The 17266-nt window shown below is 68.3% G+C and carries 21 protein-coding genes; 14 read left to right on the top strand and 7 right to left on the bottom strand.

Features of this window, described 5'->3' with window-relative positions; genetic code table 11:
* Position 1 precedes the first annotated feature (1 nt).
* From mdcC to ACYKG1_RS05850, 8 genes are all read left to right on the top strand, one after another.
* Positions 2-322, top strand: a complete 321-nt coding sequence (gene mdcC / locus ACYKG1_RS05885; RefSeq protein ID WP_100471609.1) for a malonate decarboxylase acyl carrier protein — start codon at positions 2-4, stop codon at positions 320-322.
* Complete coding sequence (locus ACYKG1_RS05880) at positions 319-1227, top strand: biotin-independent malonate decarboxylase subunit beta (RefSeq protein ID WP_262226377.1); 909 nt, start codon at positions 319-321, stop codon at positions 1225-1227. Before mdcC ends, ACYKG1_RS05880 begins: the two co-directional genes overlap by 4 nt.
* Positions 1224-1934 (top strand): biotin-independent malonate decarboxylase subunit gamma, encoded by a 711-nt coding sequence (mdcE, locus tag ACYKG1_RS05875; RefSeq protein ID WP_478472095.1) that lies wholly within the window; start codon positions 1224-1226, stop codon positions 1932-1934. The genes ACYKG1_RS05880 and mdcE overlap by 4 nt, the downstream gene beginning before the upstream one ends.
* Positions 1927-2568 (top strand): malonate decarboxylase holo-[acyl-carrier-protein] synthase, encoded by a 642-nt coding sequence (gene mdcG, locus ACYKG1_RS05870; RefSeq protein WP_478472094.1) that lies wholly within the window; start codon positions 1927-1929, stop codon positions 2566-2568. The genes mdcE and mdcG overlap by 8 nt, the downstream gene beginning before the upstream one ends.
* Positions 2565-3422, top strand: a complete 858-nt coding sequence (mdcB, locus tag ACYKG1_RS05865; protein WP_100471605.1) for a triphosphoribosyl-dephospho-CoA synthase MdcB — start codon at positions 2565-2567, stop codon at positions 3420-3422. Before mdcG ends, mdcB begins: the two co-directional genes overlap by 4 nt.
* Positions 3419-4339, top strand: coding sequence for a malonate decarboxylase subunit epsilon (gene mdcH, locus ACYKG1_RS05860; protein WP_100471604.1), 921 nt, complete (start codon positions 3419-3421; stop codon positions 4337-4339). The genes mdcB and mdcH overlap by 4 nt, the downstream gene beginning before the upstream one ends.
* Positions 4340-4443: 104 nt before the next feature.
* Positions 4444-5811, top strand: a complete 1368-nt coding sequence (locus ACYKG1_RS05855) for an SLC13 family permease (protein ID WP_478472091.1) — start codon at positions 4444-4446, stop codon at positions 5809-5811.
* Between the two features lie 56 nt (positions 5812-5867).
* Positions 5868-6587 carry a GntR family transcriptional regulator gene (locus tag ACYKG1_RS05850; RefSeq protein ID WP_012510388.1) on the top strand — a complete coding sequence of 240 codons (720 nt, stop codon included), beginning with the start codon at positions 5868-5870 and terminating at the stop codon, positions 6585-6587.
* Between the two features lie 92 nt (positions 6588-6679).
* Here ACYKG1_RS05850 and ACYKG1_RS05845 read toward each other — a convergent pair whose 3' ends face one another.
* On the bottom strand, positions 6680-7006 hold the full coding sequence (locus tag ACYKG1_RS05845) for a hypothetical protein (RefSeq protein ID WP_478472090.1): 327 nt from the start codon (positions 7004-7006) through the stop codon (positions 6680-6682).
* A 151-nt stretch (positions 7007-7157) separates the two neighbouring features.
* On the opposite strand from ACYKG1_RS05845, the gene ACYKG1_RS05840 reads away from it, so the two are divergent.
* Positions 7158-8105 (top strand): nucleoside hydrolase, encoded by a 948-nt coding sequence (locus ACYKG1_RS05840; RefSeq protein WP_478472088.1) that lies wholly within the window; start codon positions 7158-7160, stop codon positions 8103-8105.
* 4 nt (positions 8106-8109) lie between these two features.
* Here the strand turns inward: ACYKG1_RS05840 and ACYKG1_RS05835 are convergent, their stop codons facing one another.
* From ACYKG1_RS05835 to ACYKG1_RS05815, 5 genes are all read right to left on the bottom strand, one after another.
* Complete coding sequence (locus ACYKG1_RS05835) at positions 8110-9369, bottom strand: MFS transporter (protein ID WP_100471601.1); 1260 nt, start codon at positions 9367-9369, stop codon at positions 8110-8112.
* A 104-nt stretch (positions 9370-9473) separates the two neighbouring features.
* Positions 9474-10787: a sensor histidine kinase gene (locus ACYKG1_RS05830; protein ID WP_478472087.1), complete on the bottom strand. Its 1314-nt coding sequence runs from the start codon at positions 10785-10787 to the stop codon at positions 9474-9476.
* Positions 10784-11524 (bottom strand): response regulator, encoded by a 741-nt coding sequence (locus ACYKG1_RS05825; RefSeq protein WP_478472085.1) that lies wholly within the window; start codon positions 11522-11524, stop codon positions 10784-10786. The genes ACYKG1_RS05830 and ACYKG1_RS05825 overlap by 4 nt, the downstream gene beginning before the upstream one ends.
* A 57-nt stretch (positions 11525-11581) precedes the next feature.
* Entirely contained in the window at positions 11582-12127 is a 546-nt protein-coding gene (locus ACYKG1_RS05820; protein WP_262084616.1) for a redoxin family protein, read from the bottom strand.
* 3 nt (positions 12128-12130) lie between these two features.
* The gene (locus ACYKG1_RS05815) at positions 12131-12907 is read right to left on the bottom strand and encodes an alpha/beta fold hydrolase (protein WP_478472083.1); all 777 of its coding nucleotides are present in this window, start codon (positions 12905-12907) and stop codon (positions 12131-12133) included.
* 342 nt (positions 12908-13249) lie between these two features.
* Between ACYKG1_RS05815 and ACYKG1_RS05810 the strand changes: the two genes are divergently transcribed.
* The 5 genes from ACYKG1_RS05810 to ACYKG1_RS05790 all read left to right on the top strand — a co-directional run bounded on the left by ACYKG1_RS05810 (position 13250) and on the right by ACYKG1_RS05790 (position 16783).
* Positions 13250-13894: an HvfX family Cu-binding RiPP maturation protein gene (locus ACYKG1_RS05810; RefSeq protein WP_478472081.1), complete on the top strand. Its 645-nt coding sequence runs from the start codon at positions 13250-13252 to the stop codon at positions 13892-13894.
* A 93-nt stretch (positions 13895-13987) separates the two neighbouring features.
* Complete coding sequence (locus ACYKG1_RS05805; protein WP_100471595.1) at positions 13988-14464, top strand: HvfA family oxazolone/thioamide-modified RiPP metallophore; 477 nt, start codon at positions 13988-13990, stop codon at positions 14462-14464.
* Between the two features lie 54 nt (positions 14465-14518).
* On the top strand, positions 14519-15364 hold the full coding sequence (locus tag ACYKG1_RS05800; RefSeq protein WP_100471594.1) for an HvfB family MNIO-type RiPP peptide maturase: 846 nt from the start codon (positions 14519-14521) through the stop codon (positions 15362-15364).
* The gene (locus ACYKG1_RS05795) at positions 15357-16142 is read left to right on the top strand and encodes an HvfC family RiPP maturation protein (protein ID WP_478472079.1); all 786 of its coding nucleotides are present in this window, start codon (positions 15357-15359) and stop codon (positions 16140-16142) included. Before ACYKG1_RS05800 ends, ACYKG1_RS05795 begins: the two co-directional genes overlap by 8 nt.
* A gap of 2 nt (positions 16143-16144) precedes the next feature.
* Positions 16145-16783, top strand: a complete 639-nt coding sequence (locus tag ACYKG1_RS05790) for a ferric reductase-like transmembrane domain-containing protein (protein ID WP_478472077.1) — start codon at positions 16145-16147, stop codon at positions 16781-16783.
* 61 nt (positions 16784-16844) lie between these two features.
* Here ACYKG1_RS05790 and ACYKG1_RS05785 read toward each other — a convergent pair whose 3' ends face one another.
* On the bottom strand, positions 16845-17228 hold the full coding sequence (locus tag ACYKG1_RS05785) for a hypothetical protein (RefSeq protein WP_478472075.1): 384 nt from the start codon (positions 17226-17228) through the stop codon (positions 16845-16847).
* Positions 17229-17266 lie beyond the last annotated feature (38 nt).

Genomic DNA, 17266 nt, shown 5'->3' with positions numbered 1-17266 from the left:
CATGGAAACCCTCGACTATCGATTCGAAGGCCGCACCCCGGTGCAGTTCCCGCGCGATGCGGTACTGGTCGGCGTACTGGCCTCGGGCAACCTGGAAATCCTGCTGGAACCGGCCGCACTGGACGGCGCGATGACGGTGCGCATCATCACCGCCGCGCAGGGCTTTGGCCGCGTCTGGGAGGCGGTGATCGGCGATTTCGCACAGCGCCATCCGCTGCGCGACGTACGCATCTCGATCAACGATGCCGGTGCCACCCCGGCGGTGGTCAGCCTGCGCCTGGACCAGGCCGTGGAAACGCTGCTCGCTGGAGATGCACGATGAACCGGACGCAGCGCCACAGCTACTACGAAGCCGACGCACGCGAGCGTATCGCCGGCCTGGTCGACGCCGGCTCGTTCCGCGAATTCCTCGGCCCGGCGCGGCGGATGATGAGCCCGCACCTGGCACAGCTCGACCAGCCCGCGGCGTTCGACGACGGCATCGTCGTCGGTCAAGCCACGCTGCGCGGCAAGCGCGTGCTGCTGGCCGCACAGCAGGGTGAATTCATGGGCGGCGGTGTGGGCGAAGTGCATGGTGCCAAGCTGACCGGCCTGCTGCGCCGTGCAGCGGCGACCCGGCCCGACGGTGTGTTGCTGCTGCTCGATACCGGCGGCGTACGCCTGCACGAGGCCAATGCGGGGCTGATCGCCATTTCCGAGATCATGCGCGCCACCCTGGACGCGCGTGCCGTGGGCGTGCCGGTGATCGCGCTGATCGGCAGCGGCAATGGCGCCTTCGGCGGCATGGGCATCGTCGCCCGCTGCTGCAGCACGGTGATCATGTCCGAGGAGGGCCGGCTGTCGCTGTCCGGGCCGGAGGTGATCGAGACCGTGCGCGGCGTGGAAGAGTTCGATTCCCGCGACCGTGCGCTGGTCTGGCGGGTAACCGGGGGCAAGCACCGCTACCTGATCGACCAGGCCCAGGTGCTGGTGTCCGATGCCATCGAGGCCTTCGCGCAGGCGGCGTTCGATGCGCTGCAACCGGACACCGCCAGCACCGATACCGATGCGGCATTGAATGCCCTGCAGGCTCGCCATGCCGCGCTGAAGGCGCGCGTGCAGGCCTGGGGCGGGTGCCGCGATGGCCGTGAGATCTGGTCGCTGCAGGGCATCGCCGAACCCGAGCGGCTGCCGCTGCTGGACACCGACGATTTCCTCGCCGCCACTGCTGATCGGAGCCTGCCATGAGCCTTCCGCTGCACGCGCTGCTCGATGCCCTGTTCCCGCGTGGCCACGCCGTTGCCGTGGAGGACTCGGTACTGACCGGTACCGCCACCACCGACGACGGCGAGGTGACCGTGATCGGCACCGCCGACAAACTCGAGGTGGGCGTGGACCACGCACTGGCACTGGCCGACACCGTGCTGGCCAGCACCGCCGCGCATCCACAGCGTCCGATCGTGATGCTGGTCGACACCGCAGGCCAACGCCTGGCACGCCGCGACGAACTGCTCGGCATCAACGGCTATTTCGCGCACCTGGCGCAGGCGCTGGACCTGGCACGCCGACGGGGGGCGCGCTTGGTGACGCTGGTCTACGGGGAATCGGTCAGTGGTGGCTTCCTCTCGTTCGGGCTGATGGCCGACCACATCCATGCCCTGCCCGACGCGCAGGTGCGGGTAATGGACCTGCGCGCGATGGCAAGGGTGACCAAGCAGCCGCTGGAGAAACTGCAGGCACTGAGCCAGGCCTCGCCGGTATTCGCGCCGGGCGTGGAGAACTACGTGGCGATGGGCGCGGTGGATTCGCTATGGGATGGCGATCTGGACACGTACCTGCTTCAGGCGCTGCGCACGCCCGCCGATGGCGACCGCCGCGCCGCGCGGGGTGCCGAACGTGGTGGGCGCACACTATCCGCAAGCGTGGCTGCAGCCGTGAGCCAGGGTGATGCCTGAGCGGCTGCCCCGCCATACGCTGGTCTGGCTGCCAGCGCACGCCGGCTGGCAGGCGGACATTGCCGCGCACGAACCGCGCCTGGCCGACTGGTTTGCGCAGGGCCTGCCGGCCATCGTTGCGCGTCGTGCCGCGGACGATGCCGATCCCCGCCTGCGCCTTGGCGTGCCGCTGCCACCCGCCGAGGGCAAACTGCGCCTGGCCCTGCGCGTGCCGGCACACGATGTGCTGCGCACCGCGCCGCCACCGACACTTCAGTCCGTGCTGGAAGGCGACCTTGTGCAGGATTGGCAGCGTCCCGTGCAGGCACTGCAGGACATCGCAGCAGCACGCGTGTTCGGTGCGTTCGCGTGGCAGTACCTCAGTGGCCTGCGCTATGTGCACGCACGCTCGGACATCGATCTGCTGTGGCGGATCGACACCACCGCACAGGCCGATGCCCTGGTCGCACGGCTGCAGGCGTGGGAAACCGGATACGGTCGCCGGGTCGATGGCGAGCTATGCCTCGCCGACGGTGCCGCCGTGAACTGGCGGGAGTACGCGGGACGCAGCCGCCAGGTACTGGTCAAGCGCCCGGAAGGCGCCGCACTGGAACTGCGCGAGTCCGTGTTCGCCTCCGCCGGGGTGAGCGCATGAACACCGTCGCGCAACCGACTGTCGGGCCTGCAGCGGCCGTGGACTGCGCGCGCCTGGGGCGCCTCGCCGTTGCCAGCCTGCATGCAGAACTGGCCTTGGCACCCAAACCGGGACTGGTCACGCCGTTCGATCGCGGCAGCCATCACGACATGGACGCCGGCACGTTCCTGCGCAGCCTGTTTGCGCTGCGCCACTACTTCACTGCGGTGGCCCACCTCGGTGCAGCCGGGGCGGACTTCGATGCGCTGCGCCGGTGTGGCATTGCCGCCGAAGCGGCGATGCTGCGCGCGACCGCCGGCATCAACACCCATCGTGGCGCGGTCTTCAGCCTGGGCCTGCTGGTGGCAGCCGCCGCGGCCTGCCGTTCCCGCCTGGGCCATGCCGCCACCGGTGAGCAGGCCTGCCTGGAGGTACGTCGCTGGGCTGCGGATCTGGCACGTGCGCCGCTGGATGCAGCCAGCCCGGGCCAGCGGGCGCGCACCCTGCACAAGGTGCCAGGCGTGCGCGAACAGGCCGCCGCCGGCTACCCGCTGCTGCGCGAGGTGGCGCTGCCCAGCCTGCGCCACGCGCTGGCCAGTGGCCTGCCACGCGAAGCCGCGATGTGCCACACGCTGATGCAGCTGGTCGCACACACCGAAGACCTCAATCTGCTGCATCGCGGTGGCGCGGAAGGCCTGCGCTGGGCACGGCAGCAGGCCCACCGTTTCCTGGCCGAAGGGGGTGCCTTCGCGCACGATTGGCAGCCGCGCCTGCAACGCATCGCCGATGCCTTCGTTGCGCGTCACCTGAGCCCTGGTGGCAGCGCCGACCTGCTCGCCTGCAGCCTGTTCCTGTTGCAGCAGGAGGGCACATGAGCCTTGCCCTGCTCTGCCCCGGACAGGGCGCGCAGCATGCGGCGATGTTCGATCGCGTGCGCGGCCTCGCCGCCGCGCAGCCGGTGCTCGATGCCACGAGTGAACTGCTGGGCCGCGATGTATTCAACGTCGCAGCCACCGATGATCGCTTCGACAACGCGCAGGCGCAGCCGTTGCTGAGCGCTGCCAGCCTGGCGCATTGGCAGGGGCTGCGTGAGCTGTTGCCGACGCCGTCCGTGATCGCGGGCTACAGCATCGGCGAGCTCGCCGCGCATGCCATCGCCGGCAGCTTCGACGCCACCACCTGCCTGGCACTGTCCGCGCAGCGCGCGCGGCTGATGGATGCCGCCAGCCCCGATGATGCCGGGCTCCAGGCAGTACTGGGACTGGACCGCACTGCGGCCCAGCGCTTGTGCGATGCGCATGGCGCCTTCATCGCGATCGCCAATGGTCATGACCACTTCATCGTAGGTGGTGCACGGCCGTCGCTGTACGCGTTGGCGGCAGACGCGCAGGCGTGCGGTGCGGAAATCCGTCCATTGCCGGTCCATGTGCCCGCGCACACGCCGCTGCTGGCCGGCGCAGTGGCACCGTTTGCCACTGCCCTGGAAGCAGCACAGGTGCAGGCGCCGCGGCTGTCCCTGTTGGCCGGCGTCGATGCCCGCCCGGTGCGGGAGCGCGCCGCAGTGGTGCACACGCTGTCGGCACAGCTGGCACAGACCATCGAGTGGGCGCAGGTGATGCGCCAGGCCTTCGAGCGTGGCGCGCGGGTATTCCTGCAGCTGGGCCCGGGCAACGCGCTGGCGCGCATGGTCGCGCCGTCCTATCCGTGCTGCGAAGTGCGCGCGGTGGAAGAGTTCCAGAGCCTTGAAGGCGCCGCGGCCTGGGTCCGCAGTGCGCTGGAGCGGCTGCAATAACGGGTTCGAGCAGTACGCATCACGCAACACGCCGTACGTCGCCTTACCCCGGGATGGCGGGTCTCCATCCGCGCTGTACGTGAGTCACGTGTCTGGGAGGGCGCATGAGTCCACAAATCGCAACGATCATCGGCCTGGTGATCATGTTCATCGTCGCCACCGCGATGCCGATCAACATGGGAGCCGTCGCCTTCGCGCTGGCCTTCATCATCGGCGGGCTATGGGTCGACATGGGGGGCAAGGAGGTCCTGGCCGGCTTTCCCGGCGATCTGTTCCTGACCCTGGTCGGCATCACCTATCTGTTCGCCATTGCGCAGAAGAACGGCACCATCGACCTGCTGGTGCACTGGGCAGTGAAAGCGGTGCGCGGCCATATCGTGGCCATTCCGTGGGTGATGTTCGTGATCACCGCAGTCCTCACCGCGTTCGGTGCGCTGGGCCCGGCGGCGGTCGCAATCATCGGCCCGGTCGCCCTGCGCTTTGCCAAGCAGTACAACATCAACCCGCTGATGATGGGATTGCTGGTCATCCATGGCGCGCAGGCGGGCGGCTTCTCGCCGATCAGCGTGTACGGCAGCATCACCAACGGCGTGGTGCAGAAGGCCGGGCTGGAAGTGACCGAGATGGCGGTGTTCCTGACCAGCCTGGGCTTCAACTTCATGATGGCGACGATCTGCTTCTTCGCCTTCGGCGGCATCGCGCTGCTGCGTCGCGGCTCGACCACCGCCGCAGGAGCGCTCGGCAATGCCGAGCTGGCGATGGCCGGTGGCCCGCAGGCATCGTCGCGCCAGTTCGCCATCGAAGGCCACGGCGCCCTGGTCGCGGCAGGTGGTGGCACGCTCAGCAATGATCCGGCGGCCCTGGATGCGGTGAACCTGACCCGCGAGCGGTTGTTCACCCTGATCGGCCTGCTGGGCCTGGGCGTGGCGGCGTTGATCTACAACCTCAACGTCGGCCTGGTCTCGATCACCGTGGCGGTGGCGCTGGCACTGTTGTCCCCGCAAAGCCAGAAGGGTGCGGTCGACGGCATCAGCTGGTCCACCGTGCTGCTGATCTGCGGCGTGGTGACCTATATCGGCGTGCTGGAACATGCCGGCGCGGTGGACTTCATCGGCAACGGTGTCTCCGACATCGGCATCCCGCTGCTCGGAGCGCTGCTGGTCTGCTACGTCGGCGGCATCGTTTCCGCATTCGCCTCATCGGCAGCGGTACTCGGCGCGACGATTCCACTGGCGGTGCCGTTCCTGATGCAGGGCCACCTCAGCGCCGCCGGCGTGATCTGCGCACTGGCGGTGTCATCCACCATCGTCGATGTCAGCCCGTTCTCGACCAACGGCGCGCTGGTGGTGGCCTCGGCCGCCAAGGAAGAACGCGAGACGCTGTTCCGCCGCTTCCTGGTCTACAGCGGCCTGGTGGTAGCGCTGGGGCCGCTGCTGGCCTGGCTGGTGTTCGTGGTGCCGGGCTGGATGTAACCGCCAGCCGGTCGTGCCGGCCGCTGGCCGGCGCGACCTGGCGTTACACTCTGCGCATGGCTATTGCCCCTGCCCCACGGTCACCGAAGAAGCGCGCGCCCCTGTATGAAGAGGTGGCCGAACACGTGCGCGAACGCATCTACGATTACCGGCTGCCGCCGGGCGAGTGGATCGACGAGCCTGCGCTGTGCGAAGAACTGGGCATCAGCCGCACGCCCCTGCGCGAGGCGCTGAAGCTGCTGGCGGCAGAAGGTCTGGTGCAGATCGATGCCGGCCGTGGCAGCCGGGTCACGCGGCTCACCCTGGAAGACCTCAACCAGCTGTTCCCGGTGATGGCGATGTTGGAAGGCCGCTGCGCGCATGAGGCGGTGAAGCACATCGACGACGCCGGCGTGCAGCAGCTTGAAGACCTGCATGCGGCGATGGAAGCGGCGGCGGCCGAGGGCAACATCGCCGAGTACTACCGCAACAACTACCTGATCCACGAGACCGTGCAGCATTACGCCGGCAACCCGTGGCTGATCCGCATCACCCACGACCTGCACCGAATCCTGAAGATGCATCGCGGCCGCCAGTTGCTGACCCCGGGCCGCACCGCGCAGTCGCTGGCCGAACACCGCGAGTTGATGGAATGCTTCCGCCGCCGCGACGCGCAGGCTGCCGAACGCACCATGGAACGCCATCTGCTGAGCCAGGGCCAGGCACTGGCCGCCTATGTGGCGGCGGGCGGGCTGTTGAACGTGCCGGCGCCGTTGCCGACCGAAGGCGGCGGCTGAGCTGTTGGGGTTGCCGGCCAGCGGCCGGCACTACCAGGACATGACCTCGGCTGGGTAGTGCCGGCCGCTGGCCGGCACCCTGGGACGTCCCATCAATCGCCGCCACCGCAGCTGCCGCCGTCACCCCCACCACCATCACTGCTGCAGTCGGCGCTGCTGTGGTTGTGATGGCTGTGGCTGTCACTGGCATAACCACCTGAGCTGTCGTAGCTTGCGCCGCCATCCCCCCGGCTCCCCGAACCATCGGCCGTGGCCACCGCCATGCACAGGATCGCACCGACCAGCGGCAGCAGCCAGACCAGCAGCAGCTGCACCGTGCGGCCCCCGGCCGACAGGCCGTCGCGCTGCGCAACCACCACGGTGGCCACTACGTTCAGCACCAGCACCAGCAGGACGAGCAGTACGGCGAGGATCAGCATAGGGAGGCTCCGTGCCTGGACGGGGGCATTATGGCCTGCCCCCCCCCGGCAATGGCCCTGCCTGTCATGAAGATGGGACAATGTAGGGCGCGCCGGCCTGCCCCGTGGCCGCCGGCGCCCCCGCACCACACGGAAGAAGAAGAACAACAACATGCTGAAAGTCATTTTCGATACCGACCCGGGCGTCGACGACGCCCTGGCCCTGCTGTACCTGCACAAGCACGCCCAGATCGATCTGATCGGCGTCACCACCACCTTCGGCAATGCCTCGGTGGAGTCGACCACGCACAACGCGCTGTACCTGAAGCAGGCCTGGGGCTTTGCCGCCCCGGTTGCGCGCGGCGCCGAAGGCCCGCTGCAGCCGGAAGCCACTCCGGAAGCCTGGCCGGTGCACATCCACGGCCACAACGGGCTGGGCAACCACCCGGTGCCGGCCCACCTGGACGTGGCTGCCGATGCGCGCCCCGCCCACCAGCTGATCATCGACCTGGTCCGCGCCCATCCGGGCGAAGTGACCCTGGTCGCGGTCGGCCGCATGACCAACCTGGCCCTGGCCCTGCAGCAGGCCCCGGACATCGCCGGCCTGGTGCGCGGCGTGGTGATCATGGGCGGCGCCTTCCACGTCAACGGCAACATCACCCCGGCCGCCGAGGCCAACATCTGGGGCGATGCCGAAGCCGCCGACGTGGTGTTCACCGCCAGCTGGCCGGTTACCGCGATCGGCCTGGACGTGACCACCCGCGTGGAAATGGACCGTGACGGCCTGGACAAGCTGGCGGCCATCGGCGGTGCCGATGCCGAGCTGGTGCGTGCGCTGTCGCAGGATTACGTGGACTTCTACCTGCAGGCCGGCCACAAGGGCATGGTCGTGCATGACTGCTGCGCCTGCATCGCGCTGACCCGCCCGGAACTGTTCCAGTTCGAGCGCGCCAGCGTGCGCGTGGCCACCGACGGCGTGGCCCGCGGCATGACCATTCCCAAGCCGGAAGGCCTGGCGTTCGGCCCCAGCGTGTGGGACGGCCACGTGGTGCAGTCGATTGCCGTCGGCGTGGATGCGGCCGCGGTACTGGCCGACATCGAGCAGACCCTGAAGGCCTGACCGGCTAGCGCTTGGCCCTGCCCGGGACCGTCTCGGGCAGGGTCCACAGCACCGGCAGCACCAGCACCGCCACCAGCGCGATCATCGCACCCGGTGCCGCTGCCCAGCCGCTGCGCTCCACCCACCATTGCGCCAGCCATGGCGTTGCTCCGCCGAAGAAGGCGGTGGCCATGGTCACCCCCAGTGCCAGCCCGCTGACCCGGCCTTCGCCGGGGAACTGCTCGGCGGTGGCCGGCGCCGCCACCGCGCTCACGCCACCGGCCACGCAGGCCAGCAGCACCGCGGCCAGCGCGATGCCCAGCGGCGTCGCCTGCGCCATCCAGGCGAACAGGGACAGCGGCAGCAGCGCTGCCAGCAAGGTCAGGCCCAGCAACATCGGCCGCCGCCCGACGCGGTCGGACAATGCACCACACAGTGGCGTGATCGCAATCACCGCCACCGCCGCAATCGTCGACAGCCACAGCGCGTCACCTTCGTCATGACCCTGCGCATGCAGGAATGCCGGCACATAGGTGATACCGACGTAGTAAGTGATCGAGCCCAGCGCAGAGATCGCGAAGGTGCGTGCCACCGCCAGCGGATGGTTGCGCAGTACATGGCGAAGCGGCGTGGCCGGGATGCTGCCCTCGCGGCGCTGCCGCTCGAACTCCGGCGACTCATGCATGCCCGAGCGTGCGACCAGGATCACCAGTGCGAGCCCGGCACCGACGAAGAACGGAATACGCCAGCCCCAGCTGTCCAGCTGCGCGGTGGGCAGCAGCGCAACCGTAACCGCCGAAATCGCCACCGCCAGCAGCGCCCCCACTTCACTGGCCGCCGATGCCAGCGAGGTCACCAGGCCACGTCGCCGCGCCGGTGCGCTTTCCAGCAGGTACGCCACCACCCCGGTGTACTCACCGCCCACCGAAAACGCCATCACGCAGCGCAGTACCAGCAGCAGCACGCCCGCCGTGGTACCTGCCGTGGCCGCTGTCGGCAGCAGTGCGGTGGCCAGCATCGCCGCTGCCATCAGGGCCATCGACGCGAGCAGCATCCAGCGCCGACCCAGCCGGTCGCCCAGGTGGCCGAAGCACAGCGCGCCCAGCGGGCGCATCAGGTAGGACACTGCGAAGCCGGCCAGGGTGACCAGCAGCGCCTGCTCGCCACCGCCGAAAAACACACGCGACAACACCGTGGCGAAGTACAGGTACAGGGTGAAGTCGTACCACTCCACCACCGTGGACAGGCCCGCCACCCACATCGAGCGCTGCCGCGCCGCGGTCATTTCATTCATGGCGGAAGGGTGTCACGCGCGGGGTGATGGCGCGGTGCACCTGCCAACCGGGGTCAGAGCCCTTTGCCGGTGGCAAAGGACTCTGATACCAACCATCAGCCCGGCAGCTGCAGCTCCGCCCGCAGACCGCCGCCCTCGCGGTTGTGCAGCCGCAGTGAGCCGCCCAGCGACTGCGCCAGCTGCACCGCGATGGCCAGGCCCAGGCCGGTGCCGCCGGTATCGCGGTTGCGCGAGCTTTCCAGCCGATGGAACGGTGCCAGCACCGCCTGCAGCTGGTTCTCCGGGATACCCGGGCCACGGTCGGAAATACGGATCCATATCCTGCCAGCCTCATCACGGCCGGCTTCGATCTCGGCGGCACCGGCGTAGCGCACTGCGTTGTCGACCAGGTTGCCGACCACCCGTCGCAGCGGCTGCGGCCAGGTCTGCACGATCAGTCCAGCGGGTGCACCGCCACTGACCGGCTTGCCCATGTCCTCGTAGTCGCCGACCACACTGGCCAGGAATGCACCCAGGTCCATCGACACCGGCGTACCACTGGCGATGTGGCTGCTGCGCGCATAGGCCACGCCTTCCCGCACCAGTTGCCCAAGGTGGTCGAGGTCGGCCAGCAGGCGCTGCTGGGTGCTGTCTTCAGGCAGGGTCTCCACCCGAAGCTTCATGCGCGTGATGGGGGTCTGCAGGTCATGCGAGATCGCTGCAAGGATCTGCAGGCGCTCACTGACATGGCCACGAATGCGTGCCTGCAGCGCGTTGAGTGCGGCCGCCGCACCGCCTACTTCCACAGGGCCATCTTCAGGCAGTGCCGGTCCGTCGTAGCCCGGCTGCAGCTGTTCCACCGCATGCGACAGCTGCTGCAACGGGCGCATGGCCAGGCGCACTGCCAGCCATGCGCACACCAGCAGCAGCGCCAGCTGCACAAGCAGTACCGCGGGCAGCCAGCGTGCCAGCGGCAGGCCCGACGGGGTGACTTCAATGGTCAACGGCGTGCCGTCGTGCAGGCGCAGTTCGACCTCGAAGCGCTCCGGCAAACGAGCTACCTGGCGCGCCTGCAACGGATAGCGGTGCTGCAGGCTGTCGTCGATGATCGCAGTGACCTGGCGCGCACGATCGGTCTGCAGCCCGGGTCCGGCCGTAGCCGGGCGCAGCAGGTAACGGTAGGTGCGCCGCTCCAGCCGCGGCACCCAGGCATCGCGCTGCTCTGCGGGCAGGTGCTCCAGCAGCGCGACACTCACTGCCACATCCTCATCCAGGTTGCGCAGCATCATGCTGCGGGTGGATTGGTAGCGTTCGAAGAACAGCAGGCCGAAGGACAGCGCGTGGGCCAGCGCCAGTCCGCCCAGCAGCACCAGCAGCAGCCGCGCCGACAGCGTGCGCGGCCAGCGTGGACGGCGTGCGCCGGTGTTCATTCGTGCGGCCCCAGCAACTGCACCGGCACGCTGAACACATAGCCTTCGCTGCGCACGGTCTTGATGTAGGTCGGCTCGCGTGCGTCGTCACCCAGGCGCTGCCGCACGCGGCTGACCAGCAGGTCGATCGAGCGGTCGAACAGTTCGGCATCGCGGCCCTGGGTGAGGCTGAGCAGCTGGTCACGGCTGAGCACGCGATTGGCGTGATCGAGGAACACGCGCAACAGGCGGAACTCGGCACCACTGAGCGGATACGCGGTGTCCTGTGCATCCAGCAGATGGCGCGCGGTGGTATCCAGGCGCCAGGCACCGAAAGCCAACTGGCGACCGGCTTCGCTCACCTGCAGGTTCGGCGGCAGCATCTGTGTGCGACGTATCACTGCATTGATGCGTGCCAGCAGTTCGCGCGAGGAAAAGGGCTTGGTCACGTAATCGTCGGCGCCCATTTCCAGGCCGATGATGCGATCGGTCTCGTCGTCGCGGGCGGTCAGCAGCACCACCGGCACCGCACGATGCTTGCCGGCGCGCAGGTTGCGGCACAGGCTCAGGCCGTCCTCGCCCGGCATCATCACGTCCAGCACCACCAGATCCACCGCGTGGGTGTCCATCAGCACGCGCATGGCCCGGCCACCGTCGGCCTGGCTCACGCGCAGGCCGTTGCGTTGCAGGTAGTCGGCCAGCATCTGGCGGATCTCACTGTCATCGTCGACGACAAGGATGTGCGGTACAGGATTCATTGCGTTCTCGATGAAGGCAGGGGGCAGCGCCGCGCGGCGCCGCCATGGTAGCGCGGCTCAGGGGCTGGCCAGCAGGCGCTGGATCTCGCTTTCGGTACGTGCGTAGTCGCCCTCGCCGTAATGGCGATAGACCACCCGCCCCTGCCGGTCGAGCAGGTACAGTGCCGGCCAGAAGCGGTTGCCCCAGGCATTCCAGATCCGGAACTGGTTGTCCTGCACCACCGGCCAGGTGATGTCCAAGCGGCCGATGGCCCTGCGCACGTTGCCGGGCAGGCCCTCATAGGCGAACTCCGGCGTATGCACGCCGATCACCTGCAGGCCCTGCGACGCGTAGCGTGCATGCCACTGGTGAACATACGGCGCTACATTGAGGCAATTGCTGCAGGTGTAGGTCCAGAACTCGACCAGTACCACCTGCCCCCGCAACTGCTTCAGTGTCATCGGTGGGCTGTTGTGCCAGGGCCCGCCACCGCCGAACCCCGCCTTCGGTGCTGCGTCGAGCGGCTGCGCGCCGGCCTCGGCGCCGGGCCATGCCAGCAGCAACGCCGCTCCACCCAGCAGGCCCAGCAGCAGGGGCAGTGCATACCCTCGTAGCGCGGCCATCGCTCAGCCCCCCTGCTCGGCCAGCGGCAGTTCGGCCGGCTTCACACCTGCCGCCTCCAGGATGCTGTCGGCCACCTGCGCCGGATGCGAAAGCAGCGACACGTGGCTGCTGCCGATCGATTGCAGCTGCGCACCAATGCGCTTTGCAGTGGCGGCCTGCAGCTGCGGCGACAGCATGCGATCGTCACGGCTGAGCACGTACCAGCTTGGCTTGCTGCGCCATGCCGCAACGTTCACCACCTCGCCCAGCGCGCTGGCCTTCAACGGGACCTGCGTGCTGTACAGCAGTGCGGCCGACTTCTTCATCACGTCCGGCGCGAAGTCCTGGGCGATGGCATCAGCGGGCAACGTCAGGTAGCCATCCCTTTCCTGCAGTCGGGCCAGGCCCGGACCGACCGGGAAACCTTCGCCCTGTTGCGCCGAAGACTGCCCTGCATCCGGTGCGAAGGCCGCGACGTACACCAGCGCCTGCACCTTCGGGTCATCGCCCGCCTCGGTGATGACCGTACCGCCCCAGCTGTGGCCGACCAGCACCACCCTGCCGGGCGCGGCGGCAATGGCGCGACGGGTGGCGGCGACGTCGTCGGCCAACGAGGTGAGCGGATTCTGCACGGCCACCACCGGCAGCTTCCAGTCATGCAGGGTGCTGATGACCCTGTTCCAGCTGGAGCCATCGGCGAAGGCGCCGTGCACCAGGATGACGGTGGGCGGTGCAGCGGTATCGGCCTGGGTAGCGAAGGCGAAGGAGGGGGCGGCGGCAAGCAACGAGCTACGGATCATGGGTGGCACTCCGGTGTTGGGAGTGGCCATTTCCGCTTGCCGGTGTATCGGCGCTGTTTCTCCGCGGCGCAGAGTTGTACCGGACTGTAGGGCGCAGGCGTGTTTCTACAGTGGGATACATTCGGGCGCCGCGCCCGGCCAGGCACTACCGGGTGGAAATCGTTCCCCGCGCGCGGGCGCGCAACGCCCCGATGTGCATCAACGCATCGTCTTTGTATCTGACTGTAGGAAACCCCGGCCGCGGCCACAGTCGCTGACAAAACCCCGGGCAACGGCACACGTTGCCGATACCTGCGCCGCCTGAAATGGCCTCCATCGACCACTGGCCCGCAGGACACCACCATGATCAGCACCGCCTCTTCCGTGTATACCCCCCGCCTGGACGCCGTCGGCCGCTGGCTCTCGCCCTTGGCGCTGCGCGCCCTGCTGGCCTGGGAGTTCTTTGAATCCGGCCGCGAAAAGCTGGGTGGCCAGAACTGGTTCGCCGACCTGGAAGGCCGCTTCCCCTTCCCGTTCTCCACTCTGCCCGCGTCGATGAACTGGCAGCTGGCCACCTGGCTGGAACTGGTGGGTGCGGTGATGCTGCTGCTCGGCCTGGCCACGCGCTCGGTGGCCTACGTCTTCTGGGTGTTGACCGTGGTCGCCATCGCCGCCGTGCACTGGCCCGACCAATGGAACGGCCTGGGCGAGCTCTGGCAGGGCTATGCGATCACCGACCAGGGCTACGGCAACTTCAAGCTGCCGCTGCTGTTCCTGGCCATGCTGTTGCCGCTGATCCTCAACGGCGGTGGCGCACTCAGCGTCGACCGGCTGCTGGCCGGCCCCCGCCGTACCACCGCCGGCAACGACGGCCTGGGCTGGGGCGTCAGCCTGATCGCCCTGCTGCTGCCGGTTGCCGCGCTGCTGCCCGGCATCGGCTTCGGCGGTGCCCTGCTCGGCGGTGTGCTGCTGCTGGGCCATCTGCTGCGTCGTCGCCGCAGCGCCTGATCTGATCTGCCTTTTCCCACGCGCCTCTTTCCGTCGCCTGTTCGGCGGCGTCCATCCCGCACGCCCCGCGTGCATTCCCAAGGAGTCACCACCATGTCCGTCTCGACCAAGAACACCCCCTCCTCCCGCCTGCCGCGCATCGGTGCCATCGGCATCGCCCTGGCCGGTGGCCTGCTGCTGGCCGGCCAGGCCGCGGCGATCCAACCGCTGGCGATCAGTGCGGTGGCCATGAGCGCCGCCGCCGAAGGCAAGTGCGGTGAAGGCAAGTGCGGGGCCAGCAAGGCCACCACCGGCAAGCCCGCCGGCAAGGCCAGGGTCGCCGAGGGCCAGTGTGGCGAAGGCAAGTGCGGCGACGCCTCGTTTGCCCGCACCGACCGTGACCACGACGGCCGGGTCTCGCGTGCCGAGTTCAACGCTGTGGCCGCCAAGCGTGCCGCCGAGTTCGACCGCATCGACACCGACCACGACGGCTACATCAGCGAGCAGGAGGCGCACGACTACCTGCGCAGCGTCTACACCGCCAACGGCAAGCCGATGCCGAAGGGCCTGTTCTCCCGCGTTGCCGATTGATCGACGTTCAACCGGCGCCGCCTCCAGGGCGGCGCCCTCTCCGGAGTATCCGTGATGCCCCTGCCCCTGCCTTCCAATGCCGCCGGTCTTGGCCTGCGCCGTGGCCTGATCGACGAACTGCTGGCCATGCCGGCCGGTGCCATCGACTTCCTCGAAGTTTCGCCCGACAACTGGATCGGCGTCGGCGGTGCACACGGTGCAGCGCTGCGCAGGTTGAGCGAACGCCACCCCCTGACCTGCCATGGCCTGTCGCTGTCGCTGGGCGGTCCTGATCCGCTGGACCGCACCCTGCTGGCACAGACCCGTACCTTCCTCGACCTGCACCAGGTGCAGCTGTACAGCGAACACCTGAGCTACTGCGCCGCCGGCGGCCATGTCTACGACCTGCTGCCGCTGCCGTTCACCGCCGAGGCTGTCCACCACGTCGCCGGGCGCATCGCCCAGGTGCAGGACATGCTGGGCCGACGCATCGCAGTCGAGAACATCTCCTACTACGCCGTTGCCGGCGCGGACATGAGCGAGATCGACTTCATCAACGCCGTGCTCGCCGAAGCCGACTGCGACCTGCTGCTGGACGTCAACAACGTCTTCGTCAACGCCTGCAACAACGGCTACGACGCCTTCGAATTCCTGGCCCGCGTGCCGTCCCACCGTGTCGCCTCGCTGCATGTAGCCGGCCACTTCGATGAAGACGATGGCTTCAAGATCGACACCCACGGCGCGCCGGTGAAAGGCATGGTCTGGGCGCTGCTGCGCGAGGCCTATGCGCGGGTGGGCGTGCGCCCCACCCTGCTCGAACGCGACTTCAACTTCCCGCCACTGGCCGAGTTGCTGGCCGAGGTTGCGCAGATCCGCCAGGCACAGACTGAGGCACGTTGGCCCGAGGTGGCCCATGGCTGAGTCACTGGCCACACTGCAACGGCGTTGGGCCGACCATGTGCGCGACCCTGCAATGGCCGCACCCGATGGCGTCGAGGCGCGCCGGTTGGCGGTGTACCGCCGCCTGTGCATCGACAGCCTGGACACCCTGCTGGCTGGCACCCTGCCACGCCTGCAACACCAGTTGGGCATGCCGCGCTGGCGCGACACCGTGGAGCACTACTACGCCCGCCACACCTGTCGCACCCCGTTGTTCCCACAGATCGCTGGCGAATTCGCAGCCTGGCTGGCAGTGCAGGACACACTGGCACTGCCGGCCTGGGCAGCGGAACTGGCGCACTACGAGAGCACGCAGCAGTCGCTGCACATTGAAGCCCGTGGCGCCGGGCAATCGCTGCACTGCACGCCCCTGGACAGTGATGTGCTGGCGATTTCGCCGCAGGTGCGGGTACTTGGCTACCAGTGGTCGGTACATGAGGACGAGGTGCTGGTGCCGGTGCTGGATGCAGCTCCCACGCTGCTACTGATGCGCCGCATGCCCGATTTCAGACTGCAGGTCGAGGAACTGGCCCCGCTGGCCTATGCGCTGCTGTCGGCCTTCGGCGATCACGGCACACGTGTGGATGACGTGTTGCAGACCGTGGCTGAAGCACATGGTGTCGCGCCGGATGAACTGCGTGCGGCCTGCATTCCAGTGCTGCGCGACCTCTGCACGGCAGCCGTTCTGGTTGCGTCGACTGATCCCCGGGAACGCCGGCCAGCGGCCGGCACTACCCCATCTCCATTCTTCGAGGCCTGACCATGACCGTTTCCAACACGTCCTTCCTGCACGGCTGGCGCCTGTTCGTAGCCATCAGCGTGGTCCTGATCGCGTTCGCACTGACCGCCTTCGCCCTGCATCCCGATGCAGCCGAAGGCAGCCGGGCGGCGATCCGGGTCACTGCACGCACATCGTTCCTGCTGTTCCTGGCGGCGTTCACGGCATCGTCGTTCGCCAGCCTGCTGCCCGGCCCGTTCACTCGTTTCCTGCTGCGCGAACGGCGCATCATCGGCCTGTCCTTCGCGTTCTCGCACCTGCTGCACGCAATCGCCATCACCAGTTTCGGCATCCTCAACCCGGCGTTCTGGCCAGCACGCTCAGCGCTGGCCAACCTCCCGGGCACGGTGGGTTACATCGCCATCCTGGCGCTGGCCATCACCTCGCACCGAGGGCTCGCCCGGCGCATGGGACCCACCGCCTGGCGTCGCCTGCACGTAACCGGCATGTGGATCATCGCGGCGGTGTTTACCTACTCGTACTTCAAGCGCGTGCCGGGCAACTTCTGGTATGCGGTGCCGTCGGCGCTGCTGTTCACCGCCTTCGTGGTGCGCTGGATCGCCAAGCGGGCACAAGCACTGCGTCGAAGTGCGCATCCGCGGCCGCCGCTGCGGGCGGCCTGACGGGCCGCGGTCAGTTCCCTTTGCCAAAGGCGAAGGGAACTGACCCCATCATGCCGCCCCATCAGCCGTCGCGCGTGGCGCGATAGGCAGCATACGCATCGAGGATCTTCTGCAGCCGCGCGCGTTGCTTCGCCCCCATGGATACCCGTTGCACGCGCTTCAGCAGCGTCTTCCACATGTATCCGGACCGGAAGAAATACGGCCGCACTTCAAGGAAGGTCAGCGCGACGTCCAGCGTATTCGGGTCATCCTCCGCCAGCCGTCTCAACGCGTTGGCATAGCCACCCGGAAACGCCAGCCGCTCGTAGTGCAGGTGGAATTCCGCACAGGCCGCAGCGTGCCGTGCCCGCTCCTCCGGCCCACGCCAACGTGCACCCGCGGTATCGCGGATCACCTGGCGGAGCCGGTTGATGTCATCGGCATTGGCGCGGATCAGGCGTTCCATCGGTGCACGGGGATGGGCCATGGGTCTTTCCAGACTTG

The sequence above is a fragment of the Stenotrophomonas sp. 85239_Sma genome, assembly GCF_056481725.1.
The sequence above is the reverse complement of the archived record's forward strand: the minus strand, read 5'-3'. Positions and strand labels throughout refer to the sequence as shown.